At 67.4% G+C, this 12658-nt stretch carries 16 protein-coding genes and 1 tRNA gene; 8 read left to right on the forward strand and 9 right to left on the reverse strand.

Annotated features, from left to right (window positions below; genetic code table 11):
• Positions 1–160: 160 nt before the first annotated feature.
• Positions 161–370, reverse strand: a complete 210-nt coding sequence (locus tag ACW172_RS11940) for a flagellar hook protein FlgE (protein ID WP_492031662.1) — start codon at positions 368–370, stop codon at positions 161–163.
• A 153-nt stretch (positions 371–523) separates the two neighbouring features.
• Here ACW172_RS11940 and ACW172_RS11945 point away from each other — a divergent pair, with 153 nt between their 5' ends.
• The 3 genes from ACW172_RS11945 to ACW172_RS11955 all read left to right on the forward strand — a co-directional run bounded on the left by ACW172_RS11945 (position 524) and on the right by ACW172_RS11955 (position 2291).
• Positions 524–1069: a hypothetical protein gene (locus tag ACW172_RS11945; RefSeq protein WP_492031663.1), complete on the forward strand. Its 546-nt coding sequence runs from the start codon at positions 524–526 to the stop codon at positions 1067–1069.
• A 35-nt stretch (positions 1070–1104) separates the two neighbouring features.
• On the forward strand, positions 1105–1437 hold the full coding sequence (locus tag ACW172_RS11950) for an Mpo1-like protein (protein ID WP_492031664.1): 333 nt from the start codon (positions 1105–1107) through the stop codon (positions 1435–1437).
• A gap of 83 nt (positions 1438–1520) precedes the next feature.
• Positions 1521–2291, forward strand: coding sequence for an SDR family NAD(P)-dependent oxidoreductase (locus tag ACW172_RS11955; RefSeq protein ID WP_492031665.1), 771 nt, complete (start codon positions 1521–1523; stop codon positions 2289–2291).
• Between the two features lie 73 nt (positions 2292–2364).
• Here ACW172_RS11955 and ACW172_RS11960 read toward each other — a convergent pair whose 3' ends face one another.
• Complete coding sequence (locus ACW172_RS11960) at positions 2365–2964, reverse strand: 3D domain-containing protein (protein WP_492031666.1); 600 nt, start codon at positions 2962–2964, stop codon at positions 2365–2367.
• 219 nt (positions 2965–3183) lie between these two features.
• Here ACW172_RS11960 and ACW172_RS11965 point away from each other — a divergent pair, with 219 nt between their 5' ends.
• The gene (locus ACW172_RS11965; RefSeq protein WP_492031667.1) at positions 3184–3777 is read left to right on the forward strand and encodes a glutathione S-transferase family protein; all 594 of its coding nucleotides are present in this window, start codon (positions 3184–3186) and stop codon (positions 3775–3777) included.
• Positions 3778–3901: 124 nt separating this feature from the next.
• Positions 3902–4678 carry a transglutaminase-like domain-containing protein gene (locus ACW172_RS11970; RefSeq protein WP_492031668.1) on the forward strand — a complete coding sequence of 259 codons (777 nt, stop codon included), beginning with the start codon at positions 3902–3904 and terminating at the stop codon, positions 4676–4678.
• A 10-nt stretch (positions 4679–4688) separates the two neighbouring features.
• On the opposite strand, the gene ACW172_RS11975 is transcribed toward ACW172_RS11970, so the two are convergent.
• On the reverse strand, positions 4689–5105 hold the full coding sequence (locus ACW172_RS11975; protein ID WP_492031669.1) for a hypothetical protein: 417 nt from the start codon (positions 5103–5105) through the stop codon (positions 4689–4691).
• 114 nt (positions 5106–5219) lie between these two features.
• Here ACW172_RS11975 and ACW172_RS11980 point away from each other — a divergent pair, with 114 nt between their 5' ends.
• Positions 5220–6830 carry an NAD(P)/FAD-dependent oxidoreductase gene (locus ACW172_RS11980; protein WP_492031670.1) on the forward strand — a complete coding sequence of 537 codons (1611 nt, stop codon included), beginning with the start codon at positions 5220–5222 and terminating at the stop codon, positions 6828–6830.
• Positions 6831–6953: 123 nt separating this feature from the next.
• Here ACW172_RS11980 and ACW172_RS11985 read toward each other — a convergent pair whose 3' ends face one another.
• From ACW172_RS11985 to ACW172_RS12000, 4 genes are all read right to left on the reverse strand, one after another.
• Entirely contained in the window at positions 6954–7385 is a 432-nt protein-coding gene (locus ACW172_RS11985) for a hypothetical protein (RefSeq protein WP_492031671.1), read from the reverse strand.
• A gap of 54 nt (positions 7386–7439) precedes the next feature.
• Entirely contained in the window at positions 7440–9194 is a 1755-nt protein-coding gene (locus ACW172_RS11990; protein ID WP_492031672.1) for a M1 family metallopeptidase, read from the reverse strand.
• 67 nt (positions 9195–9261) lie between these two features.
• Positions 9262–9828 carry an NUDIX domain-containing protein gene (locus tag ACW172_RS11995; RefSeq protein WP_492031673.1) on the reverse strand — a complete coding sequence of 189 codons (567 nt, stop codon included), beginning with the start codon at positions 9826–9828 and terminating at the stop codon, positions 9262–9264.
• A gap of 23 nt (positions 9829–9851) precedes the next feature.
• Positions 9852–9928, reverse strand: a tRNA-Arg gene (locus ACW172_RS12000).
• A gap of 328 nt (positions 9929–10256) precedes the next feature.
• Between ACW172_RS12000 and ACW172_RS12005 the strand changes: the two genes are divergently transcribed.
• Both ACW172_RS12005 and ACW172_RS12010 read left to right on the forward strand, forming a co-directional pair.
• On the forward strand, positions 10257–11003 hold the full coding sequence (locus tag ACW172_RS12005; RefSeq protein WP_492031674.1) for an SDR family NAD(P)-dependent oxidoreductase: 747 nt from the start codon (positions 10257–10259) through the stop codon (positions 11001–11003).
• Positions 11003–11614, forward strand: coding sequence for a 2-hydroxychromene-2-carboxylate isomerase (locus tag ACW172_RS12010; protein WP_492031675.1), 612 nt, complete (start codon positions 11003–11005; stop codon positions 11612–11614). Before ACW172_RS12005 ends, ACW172_RS12010 begins: the two co-directional genes overlap by 1 nt.
• Positions 11615–11627: 13 nt before the next feature.
• Here ACW172_RS12010 and ACW172_RS12015 read toward each other — a convergent pair whose 3' ends face one another.
• On the reverse strand, positions 11628–12080 hold the full coding sequence (locus ACW172_RS12015; protein ID WP_492031676.1) for a hypothetical protein: 453 nt from the start codon (positions 12078–12080) through the stop codon (positions 11628–11630).
• 69 nt (positions 12081–12149) lie between these two features.
• Positions 12150–12638 (reverse strand): hypothetical protein, encoded by a 489-nt coding sequence (locus ACW172_RS12020; RefSeq protein ID WP_492031677.1) that lies wholly within the window; start codon positions 12636–12638, stop codon positions 12150–12152.
• Positions 12639–12658 lie beyond the last annotated feature (20 nt).

Consider the following 12658-nt stretch of genomic DNA (forward strand, 5'->3'; position numbering starts at 1 on the left):
CGGAGGTCGGGCCGGGCCGTTTGGATTGGTCACGGGACATCCGTGAGGGCGGGAGAACTAGGGTCGTCGAACCGGAGGCTCAACTTAACGCTGCGTCATGAGACCGATTTAACCTTGGCCATATGAGCGCCGCGAAATCGGACGGAAAACGGCGGCGCCTTCAGGCCAGGATGTCGAGGAGGGCGCCGGTCATCTCGTCGGCGGTACGCAAGACGGCGGCGTTGGCCGAGACGGCGGTCTTCGCCTCCAGGCGCTCGACGGTCTCGCCGGCCAGGTCGTCGAGCGGGTTCTGAGCCGTGCGGCGCGCGCTGGCGTCGAAGCGGTTCAGCGCGTTGGTGATCCCGGAAGCGGCGATGGCGAAGGCTTGCATGGGGCAAGACTAGGCGGGCGAGGTTACGGGTGGGTGCGCGGAGATGGTGAACGGCGGGATGCGGAGCGCCGTTCTTTCAGTGGACGGGCGGGCCGCGCCGGGGCATGGTTAATCCGCCGGGGGGCGTCCACATCGGTGGAGGAGAGGGCGGCCATGTTCAGTGGAGCGCATCTGAAACGACGGCTGAGCCAGTACGGCGCCGTCTGGGTCATCGGGTTTCTGGTCGCGGGGGCGGGCATCCTGATCGGGGCCCTGTTCATGGATGTCATCGCGGCGGCGGATCTGGTCCTGCCCTTCGTCATGGGCGGGGTCGCCCTGGCCCTGGGCGCCGGGGTGGTGCTGAGCCTGCTGTCGAACCAGACCCTCGGGACCAAGCTGGTCGTCGCCCTTCTGGCCCTGTTGCTGGTGTTGCCCCTGTTGTGGGCGCCGGTGTCGGCGGCGGTGCTGATCGCCTTCTTCGCCGACCTGGCCATCGAATATTCCACCGTCTACGCCGGCTTCCAGATCGGGGTCAGCCGGGTGCTGTACCCGATCAGCGAATGGATACTGGGCGGGGCGGTGTTCCAGAGCGTCTGGCAGGCGTTCCAGATCGCGGCCTCGATCGTCGGCTTCTTCTCGGCCCTGGCCAACATCTGGCCGATCATCCGGCGGGTGCTGGGGCCGGAGCCGGGCAGGGACGCAGGCGGGGAAGCCGCCTGATTGCATCGGGCCCGAGAGGAGCGCAGGTTCCACACATGACCAGTCAGCCCGCACCCCACGACCCTTCTCGGGAACGCTACGCCTCGTTCGAAGCCTTCTATCCGTATTACATCCACGAGCACTCCAACCGGACGTGCCGGCGGATCCATGTGGTCGGGACCGGGTTGGTGATCCTGACCTGGGTGCTGGGGCTGACGGTCAGTCTGTGGTGGTTCGCGGCCAGTCCGGTGGTGGGCTACGGCTTCGCCTGGGTCGGGCATTTCTTCTTCGAGAAGAACCGGCCGGCGACGTTCAAATATCCGCTGTGGAGCCTGATGGGCGACTTCCGCCTGTTCTTCGAGACGGTCAGCGGCAAGCGGAAATTCTGAAACCGTAAGTGTTCCGAATGGCGGTTACGCCAGCTGTCTGACAGGTCCATATCCAACGCTCCCCCACTCAAGGAGCGTATCGAATGGAACAGGAACTCAAGGGTCAGGTCATCATCGTCACCGGCGGCGCCAGCGGCATCGGGCGCGAAGCCTGCCTCGCCCTGGCCGGCAAGGGCGCCGATCTGGTGGTCGCGGATTTCAACGAAGAGGGCGCGAAGGCCGTCGCCGAAGAGGTGCGGGCGCTCGGCGGCACTTCAGGTATCCGGGCCGAGGCCTTCAAGGTCGATGTGTCGAAGGCTGATCAGGTCGAGGCCCTGGTCGCCTTCGCGGTCGAGACCTTCGGCACGTTGAGCGGCATGTTCAACAACGCCGGCGTCAGCAAGGTGCAGTCGCTGCTGGAGATGGATCCGGCCTCCTACCTGAAGGTCATCGAGGTCGATCAGCACAGCGTCTATTACGGCCTCCACTACGGGGCCAAGGCGATGGTGAAGCTGGGGGTGAAGGGGGTGTTCGTGAACACCGCCTCGATCTACGGCTCGGTCGCCGCGAAAGGCAGCTTCAACTACAACGCCGCCAAGTCAGCCGTGATCGCCATGACCCGGTCGGGGGCGCTGGAGCTGGCCGAATACGGCATCCGGGTCGCGGCCGTGGCGCCGGGCTTCATCGAGACGCCGATGATGGGTCAGCTGGACGAGACGGCGCGCGCGGCGCTCGCCAGCCAGCATGTGACGCATCAGCTGATCCAGCCGGAGAAGGTGGCCAGCGTGGTGGCCTTCCTGTTCACCGACGCCGCCTCGGCCATCAACGGCTCGACGGTCGCGGTCGACGACGGGTTCCTGGCGTTCAAGGTCTAGGCATAGAGCTGAAAACAGAAAGGGCGGCCGGTTCGCACCGGCCGCCCTTTTCCGTGTCGCCTCTCGAGAGCGGTTAGTTCGAGGCCATCTGCAGCGGAGCCGCCAGCGCCGTGGTCGCGGGCGGGCAGCCGTCGAAGGTGCCGGCGCGGACGATGGTCAGGGTGCGCTGGTTGAGGCGGCGGGCCTGCTGCATCGAGCCGCGGCCGTTGCCGGTGTAGAGGTCGACGCGCTGGCCCTTGATCGAGCCGCCCGTGTCGGAGGCGTACCAGTAGCCGTCGTGGATGGTGCCGTCGGCCAGACGCATGCCGACCGTCTCGCGGATGAACAGGCGTGTGCGGCGGGGAATGACGCGCGGGTCGGTGGCCACGGTGCGCATGGCGACCGGACGGCAGCCGAGGCTGTCGTTGCCCGTCGCTCCGCCGCCGCCTGCATGATAGAGGCTGGCGTGGGCGTTCCAGTCGGGATCCTCGGCCATCAGCTCGGCCTGTTCCGGCGTCAGATTGGCGACCGCCACCGCATCCGTATCCACATCGCCGCTGGAACCGATCGTCGTATCCGGGGTTTCCGAAGCAGTCCGCTCGTGGGCGACGACCGCGTCGTAAGCGACGGGCTCGCCCATGGCCGAAGAGGCGAGGGCGGCAAGAGAGACGATGGCGGCGACGGCGAAACGCACGGGCAGGGCTCATGGCGGCGCCGACCGGGAACCATGGCGGCGCGTGCTGTCTCGTTTGAACCTGTGACCAGAATGTGGCGAAGACTGTGGCGGAACCCGTTCGCCCACAGGCGCGATGGATAAGCGTGGCTTATCCAGAGTGATTCCGAATCCGGCTTGGGCACAGGATGAGATTGCGATATCAGTATATCGCAATTCTTAATCCTTGGACTGGGGGCGATGCTTACTCTCTATGGCGATATTCGTTCGGGCAACTGCTTGAAGGTCAAGTGGTTGCTGGACTGGCTCGGGCGTGATTATCGCTGGATCGAGGTCGATATCCTGACGGGCGGTAGCCGGACACCGGAATTCCTGGCCATGAACACCGCCGGCCAGGTCCCGACACTGGTATTCGCCGACGGTCGGCCGCTGGCGCAGTCGAACGCCATGCTCCTCGCACTGGCCGAAAGTACGAGCCTCATTCCTGTGGATGACTATGACCGGGCGGTGATGCTGGAGTGGCTGTTCTGGGAGCAGTACAGCCATGAGCCCTATGTGGCGGTGGTGCGGTTCCAGCGCGCCTACCTCGGCAAATCGGCGGAGGAGATCGAGCCGCGGCTGGTGGAGCGAGGCTATGGGGCGCTCGCCCGGATGGAGGCGAGGCTGTCGGAACCGGGGCGGGACTGGCTGGTCGGGACGGCGGTGTCGTTGGCCGATCTGGCGCTGGTCGCCTACACCCGCATGGCCCATGAAGGCGATTTCGACCTGTCCGGATATCCGGCGCTGAGGGGCTGGATCGGGCGGGTGGAGGCGGCGTTCGGGATCGCTGGCTGAGACGCGTGGAAGCCCCCTCTAGCTTTCGTCCCATTCCTCGTGTCTATGCGCCCGCCCGAGGCGGAACACGCGCGCCCGCGCGTCGTTGAGCAGCGGCCAGTATCACCCCTTGCAGAGTGCCCCCATGAAGCTGCGTGTCCGCGCCGAGCTGGTCTATCGTTTCGATCCGCCCACGGACGCCATCTATCAGATCGAGGTCGCCCACTGGCCGGGGCAGGAAATTCTGGAAGAGAGCCTGACGACGAACCCGCCGGTCGTCTTCCATGAGGACAAGGACGCCGTCTTCGGCGCCCGGACGCTGCGGGCCCACCTCGAGGGCGAGGTGGCGCTGGTCTATGAGGCAGTGGTCGACAACGGCTCGCTGAAGGGGCTGCCGCTGGGCGTGCGCCAGCACGACTGGAACGACCTGCCGGCCGACGCCCTGACCTATCTGCTGCCCAGCCGCTATTGCCCGTCGGACCAGTTCGGCCGGTTCGTGCAGCGCGAGTTCGGCGAGAGCACGGGCGGGGAGCGGGTGCTGGCCATCCTCGACTGGATCCAGCGCCACGTGGACTATGAGCACGGCGTCTCGGATTCGGAGACGACGGCGGCCCGGACCTTCATCGACCGGGCCGGGGTGTGCCGCGACTTCACCCATCTGGGCATCACCCTGTGCCGGGCGTCAGGCATTCCGGCGCGGGCGGTCAGCGCCTATGCCCACCAGCTGACGCCGCCGGACTTCCACGCCATCTTCGAGGTCTATCTGGACGCCGGCTGGTGGCTGGTCGATCCGACGGGACTGGCGCCCATCGAGGGTCTGGTCCGCATCGCCTGCGGCCGCGACGCCGCCGACATCGCCTTCCTGAGCACCCAGGGGAACTGCCAGATGGTGCGGCAGTCGATCACCGCCGAGGCGGTTTGAGGGGGCGGCGCTAGGTCGGGTTTTGCGGGGCTCGATACCTTGCGTCGAGCGAAGCGGCGGCGGGATCATTTCCGACAAGCGCGACCAGCCTAGACCGAACACTGTCCACGGCTTCCTGGGACTGGAAGCTTTCATAGCGAACGATGACGTTGGCCGCGTGGATCACGTTGTCCCGTTCGCGACGCGATAGCCGCCGTCCCTGGCCTACCTCGTCCGCGAGGTCTTCGAATGTCATGGATACGATGAAATAGGCGTCGACGCAGCGCATGGCGTTCTCCGAATAGTCATCGTCATCGACAAACGTGCATCGCTCCCGAACACGTTCAGCCTGAATGGCGAGCGGCGCGCGGTCGTGAATCTCAGGCCGGTGCGCGCAGGCGCCAGTCGCCATCACAGCCAGCAAGGCGAGGCTTCCGATGCGGGTCATGATATGGTCTCGCGGGAGGAATGAACCCGCGAAGACTAAGGGCTTACCGACTGTCTGCAACCTTGCCGGATCTTGCCCCATGCGTTCAGCGTCATGACCGGCTAGAAGGCGCGGATGTTGCGCCTGTCCGAACTCAAACTGCCCCTCGACCATACGCCCGAGGCCCTGCCCGAAGCGATCGCCGCGCGTCTGGGCGTGGCGCCGCACGATCTGGTTTCGTGGTCGGTGTGGAAGCGAGCGCATGATGCGAGGAAGAAGTCGGCGATCCTGAAGGTCTATATCCTCGACGTCGAGGTCAGGGACGAGGCCAATGTCCTGGCCCGGTTCAGGGATGATCCGCACCTGAAGCCGACGCCGGACGTGGCGTATCGCCCGGTGACGACGGCCCCGAAGGGGGAGACGCGGCGGCCGGTGGTGATCGGGGCCGGGCCGTGCGGCCTGTTCGCCGGGCTGATCCTGGCCGAGATGGGCTTCCGACCGATCATCCTCGACCGCGGCAAGGTGGTGCGGGAGCGGACCAGGGACACCTGGGAGTTGTGGAGGAAGAGCAAGCTGCATCCGGAGTCGAACGTGCAGTTCGGCGAGGGCGGGGCGGGCACCTTTTCGGACGGCAAGCTCTACAGCCAGATCAAGGATCCGCGCTTCCTGGCGCGCAAGGTGCTGACCGAGTTCGTCGCGGCGGGCGCGCCCGAGGAGATCCTGACCGAGGCCCATCCGCACATCGGCACCTTCCGGCTGGTGACCATGGTCGAGGCCATGCGCGAGAAGATCGAGGCCCTGGGCGGGGAGTACCGCTTCGAGCACCGGGTCGTCGATGTGGAGCTGGACAAGGGAGTCCTGCGGGGCGTGCATCTGCACACCGGCGAGTTTCTGGAGGCCGACCATGTGGTCTTCGCCATCGGCCATTCGTCGCGCGACACCTTCCAGACGCTGTACGACCGGGGCGTCCATATCGAGGCCAAGCCCTTCTCGATCGGCTTCCGCATCGAGCATCCGCAATCGTGGATCGACCGGGCCCTGTTCGGTCCCTGCGCCGGGCATCCGGATCTGGGGGCGGCGGCCTATTCCCTGTCGCACCACTGCTCGAACGGCCGGACGGTCTACAGCTTCTGCATGTGCCCGGGCGGGACGGTGGTGGCGGCGACCAGCGAGCCGGGCCGCGTCGTGACCAACGGCATGAGCCAGTATTCGCGCAATGAGCGGAACGCCAACTCCGGCTTCGTGGTCGGTATCTCGCCGGAGGACTATCCGAGCGACCACCCGCTGGCGGGGATCGAACTGCAGCGCGATCTCGAGACCCGGGCCTATGCGGCCGGCGGCGGCGACTATTTCGCGCCGGGGCAGCTGGTCGGAGACTTCCTGGCGGGCCGGCCCTCGACGGCGCTGGGGGAGGTGATTCCCAGCTACAAGCCCGGCGTGACGCCGACCGATCTGGCGCCCCTGATGCCCGACTATGTGATCGCCGCCATGCGCGAGGCCCTGCCGGTCTTCGGCCGCAAGATCCCGCGCTATGACGACGCGCAAGCCGTGCTGACGGGGGTGGAGACGCGCAGCTCCTCGCCGATCCGCATGACGCGCGGCGCCGACTTCCAGAGCCTGAACGTGCGCGGCCTGTTCCCGGCGGGCGAAGGCGCCGGCTATGCGGGCGGCATCCTCTCGGCGGCGGTGGACGGCATCAAGGTGGCGGAGGCCGTGGCGAAGTCGATGACGGGGCAGGCGGCCTAGGGGGTCGCCGACGCCTGGTCGCGCGCGGAACAGCTCGCCGAAGCACTTGCGATGAAGCCGGGAAGGTCGCCCCGCGCCTCGGTTTCGAGCAAGACATCGAAGGCGGGCGATTTCGCGCCGGGTTCAAGCTGAAGGATCGCGCGATAGGCTTTGAGCTCCTTCGATGCCTGCGAACTGTTGCGCATTCTGATCGCCAGCCTGTTCCGGGTGTTCGATCACGAACCTGGCCATCTCGAAGATGTATTGAAGCGCGACCTCTCCGGCACGAGGCTGGTCCACGTCGAGGCCGCCGAGGACGTCGAGGCAGGCGGTCACCGACACATCGGGCGCATCGGTGAGCCATTTAAGCGCCCAGGCGCGATCCGCCCGGGCGTCGGGCTTCAGCGGGGCCTCCTCAAGTGCACGCGTGATCGAGACGAAGCGCGCCTTGTCCTCGGGCGAGGACTGCGCCTGCGCCGAACCGACCGAACCGAGCCCGAACACCAGCGCCAACGCGAGGGTCAGCAAACCGACCCACGGCCGAAGGTTCAGGCTTTCGGTTCTGATGGTCGACATTCGTGGCTCCGGATTGATGATTTTCATGACGCGCATGCCCCCTGACGTCGCCGTCTAATGCCTCGGCCGCGCCGGGCCGTTGTCCTCGCGCTGGCGGGCCTGGTACGCGTCGATGAAGTCGAGCTGGCGCAGCAGTTTGTTCGACGGGTCGAGGATGATGTGGGCGCCCTCGGGGGCGGTGAACTCGCCCTTGCCGTCGCGCATCGGCAGGGTGCGCAGCTGGCCGTCCACCTCGACCTCGACCGGCATGGGGAAGGCGCCCGCCGTGTCTGTCCACGCCACCGTCGCGCGGTCGCCGTCGCGGGTCAGGACCAGTTTGGGCAGGGCCGCCTGATAGACATAGGTCGCGAAGAACCAGCCGAGATCGCGCCGGCTTTCCTCATTGACGATGCGGATGAAGTCGGGCGTCGAGGCGTAGAGCGGCTCGAAATTGCCCGGGCGCGGATCGGGGCGGCCGTAGACCAGCCGGGTCAGTGAGCGCTTGAAGGCCTCGTCGCCGATCAGCAGCCGCAGCGAATGGGCGACCAGCGCCCCCTTGTTGTAGAGGTCCAGCCCCGGGCCGGTGGCGTCGGTATAGACGGTCGCGGAATCCAGCGGCTTGCCCGAGACCAGCGGGAAGGTGTTGTGCAGCGCCAGCCGCATGGTCGCCAGCTCGCTCTCCATATAGCGGTCGCCGTTCAGCCAGCGGGCGTAGAGGGGCTGCATGTAGGAGCCCAGCCCCTCGTGCAGCCACATGTCGTCCCAGCTGGTGTTGGTCATCTGGTTGCCGAACCACTCGTGGGCCAGTTCGTGCTGGAGCAGCCAGTCATAGCCCTTGCCGTCCAGCTTGTAGGCGTTGCCGTAGGCGTTGATGGTCTGGTGCTCCATGCCCAGGTGCGGGGTCTCGACCACCCCCATCTTCTCGTCGCCGAAGGGGAAGGGACCGACCTCGGATTCGTAGAAGTCGAGCATCCTGGGGAACTCGGCGAACAGGGCCTCGGCGCGGTCCTGACGGTCGGAGGCGAGGCGCCAGAAGTGCAGCGGCACGGTGTTGCCGAAGCGGCTGTGATAGTCGGCCGTCATCTCGACATAGGGCCCGATGTTGAGCGCGATGGCGTAGGTGTCGGGGTGGGCGGCCGACCAGTTCCAGGTGGTCGTGCCGTCGCCGTTGTCGGTCTTGCCGAGGAAGCGGCCGTTGGACGGCGCCGAGAGGTCTGAGGGGACGGTGATGTGCAGGTTGGCGCGGGCGGGCTCGCCCTCCGGATGATCGATGCAGGGCCAGAACAGGTCGCAGCCCTCGCCCTGGACGGCGGTGGCGATCCACGGCTTGCGGTCGGTCGTTTGGGCCCAGACGAAGCCGCCGTCCCAAGGGGCGTTCTTCGCCTGATGCGGCGCGCCGGCATAGGCGATGCGGAGGGAGGCCGTCTGGCCGGCGGCGAGCGGTGTCGGCAGGGTGATGGTCATCCGGCCATCGGGATTGGTCCACTGGGCCGCGTCCAGCGTTTGGCCGTTCACCGAGATGGAGGAAACGGCGAAGATGGTGTCGAGCTCGACCACGAGCCGCTCGAGCGGGGCGGTCGCGGTGAAGTCCAGCGTCGCGACCGCGTCGATGGTCTTCGTCTCGGGCATGACCTTGAAGGCCAGGTCCGCCTTGTCGAAGCGCATGGCCAGCTGTTCGGGCGTGCGCGGCGTGCCGGTGGTCAGAGTGAAAGCGGTGCTTGCCGAGGCCGGGGCGCGGGCCGGACTCGCCGTCTGGGCTGACGCAGCGGTCGCGGCCGCCATCGTCAGGGCGGCGAAGGAGGCGGCGAGAAGAAGCCGGGACGCGGTCATGAAAGCTCCGAACAATGTCGGGCGACCCTAGACCGGTGCGGGGCGGGCTGTCGAACGCCCTCGGCCGTCAGAAGAGTTCGGGGCGACGCAGGCGCAGGGCCGAGAGCAGGACCAGGGTCTTCATGTCGTTGAGCGTTCCGTCGTCCTGACGCCGGGCGAGGTCGGCGAGAGGGGCCTCGATCACCTCGATCTCCTCATTCTCCTCTTCCAGCCCGCCGCCGGTCGCGACGCGGTCGGCCAGGGCATAGGCGCCGAGATAGAGGGCGATGCGCTCGGTGGAGACGCCGGGGCAGGAATAGGCGGAACCGACGCTGTCGAGGACGCCGAGGGTCGCGCCGACTTCCTCGAGGGCCTCGCGGCGCACGGCGACTTCCTCGCTCTCGCCCGGATCGACGAGGCCGGCGGGGGCTTCCAGCAGATGCGGATCGGCGGCGCCGTCGACGAGCGGGCCGGTGCGCATCTGGCGGACCAGCAGGGCGACGCGGCGTTCGGGATCATAGGGCAGGACGGCGACGGCCGAGCCGTGATCCTCGACCTCGCGGCTGATCACCACGCCGGAGTCGAGCTCGATGGTGGCCTTGTAGAGTTTCGACCAGCCCTCGTAGACGGGCGTCTTCGAGATCAGTCGGCTCATGGGGGCTCCGGGGGTTGGAGAAGTGGCGACTCCGGAGGGACTCGAACCCCCGACCTCTGCTTTAGGAAAGCCTTGCTCTATCCGGCTGAGCTACGGAGCCACACTGGGGGTGACCTAGCCGTTCGAAGCTGGCGGGAAAAGCCCCCGTGACGCGGGGCGGAGCCTGCGCCGGGTGATCCCCGCAAAGAGGCGTTTCGAAAGCGCTGTTCTCGCTTGTGGTTAATCGCCCTTAAGATACAATATCTTGTAGGGAACAAATCCTGAATCGGGCCGTGTCGGTGATTCGGTCCTGATTCGTTTCGTGCCTGTTCCGCCCCCGGAAGCGTCGCCGTTAATCGGCTGATTGATCCCGATCGCCGGGCGGCCGATCCGGCTTTGACATCTCCTCCGTTTCGATCTGAAACTGTCTCTTGAACGGAGATCGCGAAATGGCGACCACGGGAGAAGGAAGAGGCGTCTGTCTGATCGTCGGCGCCGGAGACGGTGTCGGGGCGGCGGTGGCGCGGGCTTTCGCGCGGGACAGTCTGGCGGTCTGCGTGACCCGGCGGCCCCGGCATCTGGACCAGCTTGAAGCCCTGGCCGCCTCGATCCGCGACGAAGGCGGCGAGGCCCACGCTTACGGCGTCGACGCGAGAGACGAGGCGGAGATGATCGCCCTGGTCGACCGGATCGAGGCCGAGGTGGGGCCGCTGGAGGTCGTGGTCTTCAACATCGGGGCCAATGTCCGCTTCGGGGTGCGCGAGACCACGGCCCAGGTCTATTCCAAGGTCTGGGAGATGGCGGCCCTGGCCGGCTTCTTCGCCGGGCGCGAGGCGGCGCGGGTGATGACGCCGCGCGGAAGGGGCACGATCCTGTTCACCGGGGCCACGGCCTCGACGCGGGGCGGGGCGGGCTTTTCAGCCTTCGCGGGGGCCAAGGCGGCGCTCCGGCAGCTGGCCCAGTCGATGGCGCGGGAGCTGGGACCGCAGGGAATTCACGTCGCCCACGTCGTCGTCGACGGGATGATCGACGGCGCCTTCATCCGGTCGATGGTTGCGGATGCGGAGGCCCGGCTGGCCGACGACGAAATCGTCAGGCCCGATGAACTCGCGAAGAACTATGTCTGGCTGCACCGTCAGCATCGCAGCGCCTGGACGTTCGAACTGGACCTGCGCCCGTGGAAGGAGACCTGGTGATGCCAGCCCCCAAGACCATCGACTTCATCTTCGATTTCGCCAGCCTGAACGCCTATCTGGCCTATCGCGCCCTGCCGGACCTGGTCGGGCGGACGGGGGCGACGGTGAACGTCATCCCCTGCCTGTTGGGCGGAATTTTCAAGGCGACGGGCAACCAGGCGCCGTTCTCGGCCTTCGCCGGGATCAAGGGAAAGCTGGACTATGAGATGCTGGAGATCCGCCGCTTCGTGAAGGCGCACGGCATCGTCGACTTCCAGATGAACCCGCATTTCCCGGTCAGCAGTCTTCTGGCCATGCGCGGTCTGTGCGCCTGCGAGCCCGGCGAGGAGTTCGACCGCTATACGGACGCGGTGCTGGCCGGCTTCTGGGAGCGCAGCCTGCCGATGGCCGATCCGGCGGTGCTGGCGGGGGTGATCGACGAGGCCGGGCTGGAGGCCGAGCGGCTGCTGACCCTCGCCCAGACCGACGCCGTCAAGGCGAAGCTGGCGGACAATACGGCGGCGGCGGTCGAGCGCGGGGCTTTCGGAGCGCCGACCTTCTGGGTCGGGGACGAGATGTTCTTCGGCAAGGAACGGCTGGGCCAGATCGAGGACCTGCTGTTCGAGGCCTGACTCGCTGGCCTGATCAGCCGGGAATGAACAGGACCAGGACCGGGATGACGATCCCGGCCAGCAGCAGCCAGCGCGCCGTGACCTTCCAGCGGCTCTGCATGGCCCCCATCCAGATGCCGAGCGCAGTCGAGACGAACAGTCCGATGGCGACCACCAGCGAGAACCATTGCAGCAGGGTGCGCGAGAGGGGCGTCTTCGGCGCGACCTCGGGCGCACGGGCACGCCCGCCGGGCTGGGCGGGACGGGGCGGACGCGGGGGCGCCGTCAGGCGCTGGCTCTTGTGCAACTCGCCCAGGGTCTTGATGACGGCGGGCGGGGTGTAGCCGGGCTTGGCGTCGTTCAGCCGGAAGATCTGGAAGGCGCCGCTGGCCGCGAACATCAGCAGGCTCGGGGCGATCAGCATGCCCAGATAGAGGTGAGCCTGACGGATCAGGACGGGCCAGTGGATGTGGGTCGATCGGGCCAAGGCGGTCGCTTTCTGAAACTGCGGCGCTTGCGGATGCCACGATTTCGGCGCTCTGGCGAGGGGCGGCCGTCAGTGCGGGAAGGCGGCCGGGGTGATCTCCGGGGCGGATGGCGTCGGAGCGGGCGCCGACGTCGCAGCGGCAGGGACGGCGGAGGCCGAGGCCGTTTCCGCCGAGCCCTGGCCGCAGCCTCGTCCGGCGTAAAGGCCGTTCAGATAGTTCCAGCGGTCGCGACGGGCGTCGGCCGCAGCCTCCTTCTTTTCGCCGTTCGAGCCGGTCAGGGCCTGGGCCCCGGCCATGGCCAGACCCGCGCCGGGGACCAGAAGCGAGGCGCCGGCGCGGGCGACGCCGGCGGCGCGGCCGAGCAGGCCAGGACCGCGTTCGCCCATGTCGGCGCTGATCGACGCGGCCTCATCGGCCATCTGGGCGCAGGTCAGGGCGTCGTCGCCGGCGCGGACGACTGTGCCTGGGGCGTCGGCATTTGCCGTCTGGGCCAGAACGGGCTGGCCGAGGGCCAGAATCGTAGATGCGGCGAGGGCCGCTGTTACGGGGATACGCATAGAAAGCCTCCACTCCACCC

This window comes from Brevundimonas sp. ALps5 (assembly GCF_058681645.1).

Excerpts from the sequence above, each read along its gene's own strand:
- ACW172_RS11940 (WP_492031662.1), bottom strand. The coding sequence starts at position 370 with ATGCAAGCCTTCGCCATCGCCGCTTCCGGGATCACCAACGCGCTGAAC.
- ACW172_RS11945 (WP_492031663.1), top strand. The coding sequence starts at position 524 with ATGTTCAGTGGAGCGCATCTGAAACGACGGCTGAGCCAGTACGGCGCC.
- ACW172_RS11950 (WP_492031664.1), top strand. The coding sequence starts at position 1,105 with ATGACCAGTCAGCCCGCACCCCACGACCCTTCTCGGGAACGCTACGCC.
- ACW172_RS11955 (WP_492031665.1), top strand. The coding sequence starts at position 1,521 with ATGGAACAGGAACTCAAGGGTCAGGTCATCATCGTCACCGGCGGCGCC.
- ACW172_RS11965 (WP_492031667.1), top strand. The coding sequence starts at position 3,184 with ATGCTTACTCTCTATGGCGATATTCGTTCGGGCAACTGCTTGAAGGTC.
- ACW172_RS11970 (WP_492031668.1), top strand. The coding sequence starts at position 3,902 with ATGAAGCTGCGTGTCCGCGCCGAGCTGGTCTATCGTTTCGATCCGCCC.
- ACW172_RS11975 (WP_492031669.1), bottom strand. The coding sequence starts at position 5,105 with ATGACCCGCATCGGAAGCCTCGCCTTGCTGGCTGTGATGGCGACTGGC.
- ACW172_RS11980 (WP_492031670.1), top strand. The coding sequence starts at position 5,220 with ATGTTGCGCCTGTCCGAACTCAAACTGCCCCTCGACCATACGCCCGAG.
- ACW172_RS11985 (WP_492031671.1), bottom strand. The coding sequence starts at position 7,385 with ATGTCGACCATCAGAACCGAAAGCCTGAACCTTCGGCCGTGGGTCGGT.
- ACW172_RS11990 (WP_492031672.1), bottom strand. The coding sequence starts at position 9,194 with ATGACCGCGTCCCGGCTTCTTCTCGCCGCCTCCTTCGCCGCCCTGACG.
- ACW172_RS11995 (WP_492031673.1), bottom strand. The coding sequence starts at position 9,828 with ATGAGCCGACTGATCTCGAAGACGCCCGTCTACGAGGGCTGGTCGAAA.
- ACW172_RS12005 (WP_492031674.1), top strand. The coding sequence starts at position 10,257 with ATGGCGACCACGGGAGAAGGAAGAGGCGTCTGTCTGATCGTCGGCGCC.
- ACW172_RS12010 (WP_492031675.1), top strand. The coding sequence starts at position 11,003 with ATGCCAGCCCCCAAGACCATCGACTTCATCTTCGATTTCGCCAGCCTG.
- ACW172_RS12020 (WP_492031677.1), bottom strand. The coding sequence starts at position 12,638 with ATGCGTATCCCCGTAACAGCGGCCCTCGCCGCATCTACGATTCTGGCC.